This is a genomic window from Endozoicomonas sp. ALC013, from assembly GCF_049310205.1.
Classification (GTDB): domain Bacteria; phylum Pseudomonadota; class Gammaproteobacteria; order Pseudomonadales; family Endozoicomonadaceae; genus Endozoicomonas.
Map to the genome: position 1 here is coordinate 24053 of NZ_JBLYNS010000057.1, position 6740 is coordinate 30792.

5 protein-coding genes are annotated in these 6740 nt (G+C 48.8%); 1 reads left to right on the plus strand and 4 read right to left on the minus strand.

Translation table 11 applies throughout. From position 1 onward, the window contains the following. Positions 1-153 precede the first annotated feature (153 nt). From ACO6V1_RS12280 to trxA, 4 genes are all read right to left on the minus strand, one after another. Positions 154-882: a hypothetical protein gene (locus ACO6V1_RS12280; RefSeq protein ID WP_422444319.1), complete on the minus strand. Its 729-nt coding sequence runs from the start codon at positions 880-882 to the stop codon at positions 154-156. Positions 883-953: 71 nt separating this feature from the next. Further along, positions 954-2423: a 4-hydroxy-3-polyprenylbenzoate decarboxylase gene (gene ubiD / locus ACO6V1_RS12285; protein ID WP_422461674.1), complete on the minus strand. Its 1470-nt coding sequence runs from the start codon at positions 2421-2423 to the stop codon at positions 954-956. Positions 2424-2736: 313 nt separating this feature from the next. Beyond that, a complete protein-coding gene (gene rho / locus ACO6V1_RS12290; protein WP_101745328.1) occupies positions 2737-3996 on the minus strand; it encodes a transcription termination factor Rho in 1260 nt (419 codons plus the stop codon). Between the two features lie 331 nt (positions 3997-4327). Next, positions 4328-4651, minus strand: a complete 324-nt coding sequence (gene trxA / locus ACO6V1_RS12295; protein WP_101745329.1) for a thioredoxin TrxA — start codon at positions 4649-4651, stop codon at positions 4328-4330. Between the two features lie 408 nt (positions 4652-5059). Between trxA and ACO6V1_RS12300 the strand changes: the two genes are divergently transcribed. Further along, the gene (locus tag ACO6V1_RS12300; protein WP_422444324.1) at positions 5060-6565 is read left to right on the plus strand and encodes an exopolyphosphatase; all 1506 of its coding nucleotides are present in this window, start codon (positions 5060-5062) and stop codon (positions 6563-6565) included. Positions 6566-6740: the final 175 nt, after the last annotated feature.

A 6740-nucleotide genomic window follows, 5' to 3' on the forward strand; every position in this document is an offset into this window, starting at 1 on the left:
ACCGTACCTTGCATTGATTATACTCGATTTGAATATAGACAAGGGACGGGCTTTTTCCACGGCTTAATAAAAAAACGACAGTTTTCAAATAAAAAATACTGTCGTTTTTATTAAACTATATGAATTTTCTACTGTCGATGTGATTAAGCCTTATCAAGATCTCGGTGCGTATGCAAAGACATCAGAGTGAATATTTTTCGCCTGGAAATTTTCTGCTACCAGTGCATCAAATGTTGCATAAACCATCTGTGGAGATCCGCTGATAAAGACTTCACTGCCAAGGAGCAGGTTTTTGTCGTCTATGACCGCCTCAAACAAAAGCCCATGACGCCCTTGCCAGCCCGCTTCTCCAAGCGCGTCACTGACCACCGGGTGGTAGTGAAATTGAGAAGAAGCCCAGTGAATAGGAAGATTAGGCATATAAAACCCTTCTGGCGAACGAGCCCCCCAGTACAGGTAGATATCTTGATGCCCTGGCTTGTTCAGTGAGAACTCAATCATGCTTTTCATCTGGGCAAATCCGGTACCCGCAGCGATAAACACCAGTGGTTTATCCGGAACACTTGCAAGAAAGCACTGACCTTTTGGCATTCGGATTGAAATGCTCCCCTGCTCAAGCTCATTGAATAGTTCAATGGAATTAGCGCTGGAAGATAACTTTTGAATATGTAATTCCAGCTCCTTTTGACCGGGAACCGGGGGGCTGGCTATAGAGAACGCGCAGGCTTCACCACCTGCCAGGAGCATCTCAAGGTACTGCCCTGCCCGGTAGTCCGGGAAATAGCCCTCATGAGGCGTGAGGATGACACGGTAAATACCTTCCGATAACAACTGAAGATTGGCAACCTGGCAAGACTGGGTGGAAACTGGGTTGTTCTGCACGAATACCGCTACCTCTAACGCTTAAAACTTCAGGAACCCCGGGCTTCCTGAAGCCATATGCTACATAAGTATTAATTATCGATGCCAAGCTGATCCCAAATAGCATCAACCCGATGTTTAATGGTATCTGTCATCGAAATGGCTGTTCCCCACTCCCGGCTGGTTTCACCTTCCCACTTGTTGGTGGCATCAAAGCCGACCTTTGATCCCAGTCCGGCAACGGGAGAAGCAAAATCCAGGTAATCAATGGGCGTGTTGTCGATGAAGACTGAGTCTCTTTTCGGGTCCATACGGGTAGTCATCGCCCATATCACATCATTCCAGTCCCTGGCATTGACATCATCATCGGTCACAATCACAAACTTGGTGTACATAAACTGTCGCAGGAATGACCAGACACCCAGCATAACCCGCTTGGCATGCCCCGGATACTCCTTACGCATGGTAACGACTGCCAGCCGATAAGAGCAACCCTCTGGCGGTAAATAAAAATCAACAATTTCAGGAAACTGCTTCTTGAGAATAGGGACGAATATTTCGTTAAAAGCCAATCCCAGTATTGCCGGCTCATCCGGCGGGCGCCCTGTATAGGTGCTGTGATAAATGGGGTTGCGCCGGTGTGTCACACATTCAACCGTAAACACCGGGAATGACTCAACCTCGTTGTAATAGCCGGTATGATCGCCGTATGGGCCCTCATCCGCCATCTCCCCGGGATAGATAAAACCTTCAAGGACAATCTCGGCACTGGCAGGAACCTGCAAATCATTCGTGCGACTTTTGGTTAACTCGGTTTTTCTGCCCCTCAACAGACCGGCAAACGCATATTCTGATAATGAGTCAGGGACCGGTGTCACAGCACCAAGAATGGTCGCGGGGTCAGCGCCTAAAGCCACGGATACCGGAAAAGGGGTATCCGGGTGTTTTTTCTGCCAGTCCCTGAAATCAAGCGCCCCACCCCGATGGGATAGCCAGCGCATGATTAATTTATTCTTGCCAAGCAGCTGCTGACGATAAATGCCCAGGTTCTGGCGCTCTTTTTCCGGGCCACGGGTAATAACCAGGGGCCAGGTGATCAATGGTGCGGCATCCCCTGGCCAGCAAGTCTGAATTGGTAGCCGGGTTAAATCAATATCATCACCTTGCAGTACCACTTCCTGACAAGGTGCCGATTTAACCACCTTTGGTCCCATGTTCAGCACCTGTCTGAACAGCGGCAGCTTTTCAATGGCATCTCTTAAACCTTTTGGGGGATCCGGCTCTTTCAGGTAGGCCAACAGCTCACCCACTTCTCTCAGAGCACCGATATCCTTCTGCCCCATCCCCAGGGCAACCCGCTTCTGCGTGCCAAACAGGTTCGCCAACACGGGCATATCGAAGCCTTTGGGGTTTTCAAACAATAGGGCGGGACCACCTTTTTTCAGGGTTCGATCACAGATTTCAGTCATTTCCAGAACCGGGTCAACTTCAAACGTGATTCGCCTGAGTTCCCCCTGTTTTTCCAGCTGATCAATGAAATCCCGGAGATCCTTGTATTTCATGAATATTTCTTCTTTGGCTCTGACTTTTTCAGGCTTTGGCAGTTTTCTCCTGAACAGTGAAAACTACGTCAGTTGAAACAGATGATAAAGAGGTTATTGCTGTCTGATTATGAGGATCGAATAACCGAAGCTTGCCTTTCACGGTCTTTTCGGCCCGCAAAATGAACGGACTGAAAGATCAAAGTCTGACCGGGTAGTTGCGCAATGGCTCATTGGTAGAAACAGGCTTGCAGGGTGCTTTGGCCTTATCCCCCGGCAGGGACTGTGATCGTGATCGACATCCTTCTCACAGTCCTTCCTGTGGGAATAAAAATTACTTCCGTTTCATGGACTGGAAGAATTCTTCATTCGTCTTGGTGTGCTTCATACGGTCCAGCAGGAATTCAATGGCCTGAATTTCATCCATTGGGTGCAGGATTTTACGCAGAATCCACATACGCTGAAGCTCTTCTTCCGTGGTCAGCAGATCTTCACGGCGAGTGCCTGACTTGTTGATACCAATAGCAGGGAAGACCCGCTTTTCAGCCGCCCGACGGTCAAGGTGGAGTTCCATGTTACCGGTACCCTTGAATTCCTCAAAGATAACCTCATCCATCTTGGAGCCGGTATCAACCAGTGCGGTTGCCAGAATGGTCAGGCTGCCACCCTCTTCAATGTTTCGGGCAGCACCAAAGAAACGCTTCGGACGCTCAAGGGCATGAGCATCCACACCACCCGTAAGCACCTTGCCGGAAGAGGGAATCACAGTGTTGTAAGCACGGGCCAGACGGGTAATGGAATCCAGCAGAATAACCACGTCTTTCTTGTGCTCTACCAGGCGCTTGGCTTTTTCCAGCACCATCTCGGCAACCTGCACATGACGTGAAGGAGGCTCATCGAAGGTAGAGGCGACCACTTCACCACGCACGGACCGGGACATTTCGGTAACTTCTTCCGGACGCTCATCAATCAGCAGAACAATCAGGTAGCACTCCGGATTATTACGGGTAATGTTTGCCGCAATATTTTGCAGCATCAGTGTTTTACCCGCTTTAGGAGGAGAGACAATCAGGCCACGCTGACCTTTGCCAATGGGAGCTACCAGGTCGATAATTCGAGCGGTTAAATCCTCTGTTGCACCATTTCCCATCTCCATAGTGAGACGGTCCTGGGGAAACAATGGCGTAAGGTTTTCAAACAGGATTTTATTGCGGGCATTTTCTGGTTGGTCAAAATTGATTTCATTCACCTTGAGGAGGGCAAAATATCTTTCTCCCTCCTTGGGTGGACGGATTTTCCCGGAAATCGTATCGCCCGTTCTCAGATTAAATCGGCGAATCTGACTTGGGGAAACATAAATATCGTCCGGTCCCGCCAGATAGGAACTATCAGCGGAACGGAGAAAACCAAAACCATCCTGGAGAATTTCCAGAACACCGTCACCATAGATGTCTTCACCACTGCGTGCATGGCGTTTGAGTATGGTGAAAATTACATCCTGCTTCCTGGAACGGGCAAGGTTTTCGAGACCCATTTCATTCGCTATCGCCAGAAGTTCAGGAACAGACTTTTTCTTCAGTTCGGTAAGATGCATAACCAGTAGTGTGCGAATGTTAAATTGAAAGGTAAGTGGCCGTTGTCTTTGCAGGAAGATCAGAAAGTATTTGACTTATTATGATAAAGGACAGCTAAGTGTTGATTGATGCCTGCGAGTGTTTATAACGGCTGCCCTGTCTGGGCCATATCCCTGAGGTCAGAAGATTCCTGACAGCCCTGTGTAATTACAGTCTATATCCATTTCTGGAAAATAATCAAGAATTAAGACTTCGTCAACTGAATTGATTCAAAAATTTAATCAAATGGCTATAAAATTGAGGCCAGTCAAGTGGCTGTAACGGTCTGTCACAACCACCAATGACCAGCAATTACAGATTGCTATCCAAAAATGCGGTCAGCTGTGATTTGGACAGCGCACCCACTTTCGTAGCTTCTACGTTGCCGCCCTTAAACAGCATCAGCGTAGGAATACCACGCACACCGTATTTTGGCGGGGTTGCCTCATTCTCATCAATATTCAGCTTGCAGACGGTCAGCTTGCCGTCGTAGTCCTGGGCAATTTCATCAAGAACGGGGGCAATCATTTTGCAAGGACCACACCATTCAGCCCAATAGTCAACCAGTACCGGACCTTCCGCCTTCAGAACCACTTCTTCGAAGGAGTCATCTGTCACTTTGACAATTTCGCTCATGGAATGGATCTCCTAACCAGGGTACTTAATTAGTACTTAAAAGTGTTTAAAGTAAACTCAGGAGCCTTGACCGAGGGCAAGCCAAACAGGCTGCCAAAAGATATCACCGGCCCAGAACTGACCTATTATGCCTGATTCATGGAATTTTGTGGCTTTTTTTTCTATAAAAATGCCATTGAGCATGGAGGCTTATAAGATTGCCATATGACACAGGCCTGTTTTTCAGTCATCAGTGTAGCTTTGCCCCTGGCAATACAGCCAGTAGGATTTGTGTGCATAACTCGATTAAAGTTAACCTTTTAACATCGGTTATGCTCCGGTCTGCAACCCGGTATTGTCAGGTTGTTAAAACGAGCATTGAAAGCACTGAAAAACATAATATTTTCAATATATTAGCTATGAAATACCATGACAAAACAAGGGCGTAAACAGTCCGGCAGCCTACCTCTCGTAGCCGCCATAGACCTGGGCTCAAACAGCTTTCACATGATCGTAGCCAGGGTGGATCAGGGTGAAATCCGACCAGTAGAAAGGCTGGGCAAAAAGGTTCAGTTAGCTGCAGGCCTTAACCAGCACGACGAGCTAACGGCTGAAGCAATGAAGCGGGGCTTCAGTTGTCTGGAACAGTTTGCCCAGTACCTCGCTGGCAATACCTTTCAAGCGGTCAGAGTCGTGGGTACCAATGCCCTGCGTAAGGCGCGGAACAGCGATGCTTTTGTTGACCAGGCCCAGTCTATCCTGGGCTACCCGGTTGAAATTATCGCGGGCAGGGAAGAAGCTCGTCTCATTTACCTTGGTGTTGCCCAAACCCAGTCCGATGATAATGAGCGCCGTCTGGTGATGGACATCGGTGGCGGGAGTACCGAGTTCGTTATTGGCGAACGTTTTGAGCCAAAGTTGATGGAAAGCCTGCACATGGGCTGCGTGGTATTTACCGACCGTTTTTTTGGCACCGGAGAACTCACACCACAACGATTCCAGTCCGCTTATTACGCTGCACGACTGGAATTACTCAATATTGAACAATCATTTACCCATTTGGGCTGGGTTGATGCCGTAGGGTCATCAGGTTCAATTCGTGCGGTCAGCAGCATTCTTCAGGCCATGGGAGAGAGTGATACCATCACCCGGGAAAATCTGGAGATGCTCAAGCTCAAAGTCCTGAAGTTTAACCAGATCGGCCGTGTTCGTTTTCCCGGGCTGAAGCCTGATCGTCAGGCGATTTTTCCAGCAGGCCTGGCCATTCTCATGGCAGGCTTCGATGCCCTTGGCATCGAACGCATGCATTACTCTGACGGTGCACTTCGGGAGGGTGTTCTGCACGACATGCTCGGGCGGGACCGCCATGAAGACGTTCGGGAGCGAACCATAAATGCCCTGATGAGCCGCTATCATGTTGATGAGCAACAGGCCTTCAGGGTCATGAATCATGCCCGAAACTGCTTTGCCATGACGGCTGATATCTGGGAACTGGGCGACTGTGATCTTGAGCTGCTGTCCTGGGCTGCGCGTGTGTGCCAGATAGGGCTTGATATCTCCCATACACAGTACCATCGACATGGTGCTTACCTGATCGATAACTCTGACCTGATGGGGTTCAGCAAGAGAGAACAGCAGCAACTTGCGCTGCTCGTCAGGGGCCACAGACGTTCCATATCCAAATCACTCCTTTCCGCCTGGCCCAAGGCGGTATCACGCAAGCTGATGCGGCTGATTATCCTGCTGCGCATTGCCAATGTGCTGAGTCATGGTCGCGACGATACCTTACCGGAATATTCCATCAGCTTATCCGGCTCTACCATATCCCTGTTTTTCCCGGAAGACTGGTTAGAACAACACCCTCTGACCGAAGCATACTTTGACTCAGAACGAAGCTATCTGGCAAAAATAAGCTTCAAGTTACTGGTGGCATAGCAACGTGCATAAACGAATAAGGATAGATTGCGCCACTCTAATCGTCGGGTATTGATGCCGCCACCGGGCAGTAATTCCCGCAATAACTAAAATCCCTTTGCTACCAAGGGCTGGAAGCTTGTGGGGCAATTTCAGCTACGCAGTCTAAAATAGAGGATATTTTTGTCAAAATACT